The sequence below is a fragment of the Microcoleus sp. D2_18a_D3 genome (genome assembly GCF_036702455.1).
Classification (GTDB): domain Bacteria; phylum Cyanobacteriota; class Cyanobacteriia; order Cyanobacteriales; family Microcoleaceae; genus Microcoleus.
The window spans coordinates 1-2,385 of the sequence record NZ_JAUBTK010000192.1; the positions used below are offsets into that span (position 1 = coordinate 1).

General features: G+C 42.4%; 2 protein-coding genes. One reads left to right on the top strand and one right to left on the bottom strand.

Annotated features, from left to right (window positions below; translation table 11 throughout):
• The first annotated feature begins 281 nt into the window (after positions 1–281).
• Complete coding sequence (cax, locus tag QUB06_RS34360) at positions 282–1,382, top strand: calcium/proton exchanger (RefSeq protein ID WP_333439284.1); 1,101 nt, start codon at positions 282–284, stop codon at positions 1,380–1,382.
• A 140-nt stretch (positions 1,383–1,522) separates the two neighbouring features.
• Here the strand turns inward: cax and QUB06_RS34365 are convergent, their stop codons facing one another.
• The gene (locus tag QUB06_RS34365; RefSeq protein ID WP_333439282.1) at positions 1,523–2,167 is read right to left on the bottom strand and encodes a hypothetical protein; all 645 of its coding nucleotides are present in this window, start codon (positions 2,165–2,167) and stop codon (positions 1,523–1,525) included.
• Between the last annotated feature and the right edge of the window lie 218 nt (positions 2,168–2,385).

Genomic DNA, 2,385 nt, shown 5'->3' on the forward strand with positions numbered 1-2,385 from the left:
TTTAATAATTTTAGGAATCGCGTATTAGCTTGCTTTTCTGATTAGATAAACTTATAACCATAAGTTCAGGAGAGCCGATTGAGACATATCTTTTCACCGATGTCGATATAATTCTATTATATTTAATCTGCCTCGATCTGGGTGCATTTGCGGTTAAAAATTCCCAATAATCGATCGCACTTGCCGCCGGAATTGTCAGAGAATAGTTGAATCATGTAAAATCAACTTTGCGATCGCCCCGACAACTCGACCTCACCCTTCCATACACCATCCGAGTTCCTATGTCAATCAAAAAAATTCTTTCCATAGCGCTGTTAATTTTCATCCCCATTTCCATCGCCGCTGAGTATTTGCACTGGGGTTCCCTTGCAGTTTTCATCACATCCGCTTTAGGCATTATACCTCTGGCTATTTGGTTGAGTACCGCAACAGAAGAAGTGGCGATCGTTACAGGCCCCTCCATAGGCGGCTTATTAAATGCCGTCTTCGGCAATGCTACGGAATTAATTATTGCCATAGTTGCCCTGAAAGCTGGCTTAATTGACATTGTGAAAGCCAGCATAACCGGTACAATTATCAGCAACTTGCTCTTAGTCATGGGATTTTCCATGCTGTTAGGAGGAATCCGCTACAAAGAACAGGAATTTAAGCCAATAATCGCGCGGGTGAACGGTTCCACAATGACTCTAGCAGTGATTGCAATCCTGCTGCCGACAATGGTAATTTACACCTCCAATGGAGTCGAACCCGCAGCCATTCAAAATCTTTCCTTAATAACTGCGATCGTCCTAATCGCAGTTTACGCTCTAACTCTGCTATTTTCATTAAAAACCCACAGCTATCTTTACGATGTTAGCTTACTAGAACTAGAGTCAGAAAATCCTCAAAATACCAAAGAGGAATCTACTACGCACAAACCGAATTTGTGGCTGTGGATAGGAGTGCTAGTTGCCTCAACTGTTGCCGTTGCTTTTGAATCAGAAATTTTCGTTGGTGTTGTCGAAGAAACTACCAAAGGATTGGGATTGACGCCGCTGTTTACAGGAGTCATTCTATTGCCGATTGTTGGCGGCGCGGCGGAATATGTAACGGCGGTGGGAGTTGCGATGAAAAACAATATGGATTTGTCAGTTTCTGTCGCAATGGGTTCGAGTTTGCTAGTTGCTTTGCTGGTAGCGCCGGTGTTGGTAATTATCGGATTAATAATTCATCAGCCGATGGATTTAAACTTCAATCCGTTTGAAGTAGTTGCAGTTGCCATCGCAGTGACAATTGCTAATCTAATTAGTCTCGACGGCCGCTCTAATTGGCTCGAAGGAGTGCTCCTTTTAGCAACATACACCGTCTTAGGAGCCGCATTTTACTTTCACCCGATTACTTAAACCAATAATTTTGTTGGAGGGGCAATCTCCCGTGGTTGCCCCTTTTCACCGGAAAATAACTTCTCTTTTTTCTTGTTTGTTATTGCTCTGTCTCTTCAGCGGTTAATTAAAGCAAATAATTTGATGATGACAGAAAGTAGCTACGGACAGCGGCACTGTTGAACAGGAAAACACTCTCGTCTGCAACTTCTTTTTCTGCCTTTACGGTCACGACAATCATCAGTATCCCGACATTCTACCTGATCTTGACAAATTTGCTGACGGGGAAAAGTACCTAAGTTTTGTACAGAAACTTCAGCCGTAAGCGCACCCTGTTCTATAACTTGGTCATTTTCTTTGATTTCATAGAGAAAGTTATTTTCTCCCTCTAAAACCGAAAAAGTTCTTGTTTTGTGACTGTTACCCAACTTAAATCCAAAATCCTCGGAGAACTCACCTTTGTTGTAACCTCGGTCTGTGTAAGGATATGGGTTAGTTTCCATTCCCTCAGTCACATTTTTAATTATCACCCTCCTGTTAGGGCCCGGAGGAGTTTTGCTGGAGACAAATCGAGCGCTTTGCGAATCAGGGGAGAAGACAGTACCGGCACATGGGCCTACATATTCAGTGCGCTTAAATTGAATCAAATTAATATTAAAAGCGTTTTCGTTCTTGACCCTAAATTGTGCTTCGCTAGTCTGCTGGGCGCTGACTGTGAAAGCTGCTAGCGTCAAAAAAAAGGCTCCCACCAAAATAGCTACGAATTTGATTGTTGGCCTCCCCGTAATAAATCTGGCGTGTTTCATCTCTCTACCTCTAATGTGAATAGACAGCATTTTATTTAGGCGTTATTTTAACTTGAGAGGTGAGGTGTTGTCAAAGTATATCGAATAGGTTTCTAGTGAGGGCTGGAGTCTTGGATGCTCAGTTTCCAAAGGAAGGACGGAATTGGAGTTTAGACTAAGCAAAAATTCACTCAGAAGAAGTTGAGTGTAAATTTTGTGAGTTTAGACAGAGGTAGAGA

Bases quoted from the DNA above. Each gene is read 5' to 3' on its own strand.
- cax (WP_333439284.1), top strand. From the start codon at position 282: ATGTCAATCAAAAAAATTCTTTCCATAGCGCTGTTAATTTTCATCCCC.
- QUB06_RS34365 (WP_333439282.1), bottom strand. From the start codon at position 2,167: ATGAAACACGCCAGATTTATTACGGGGAGGCCAACAATCAAATTCGTA.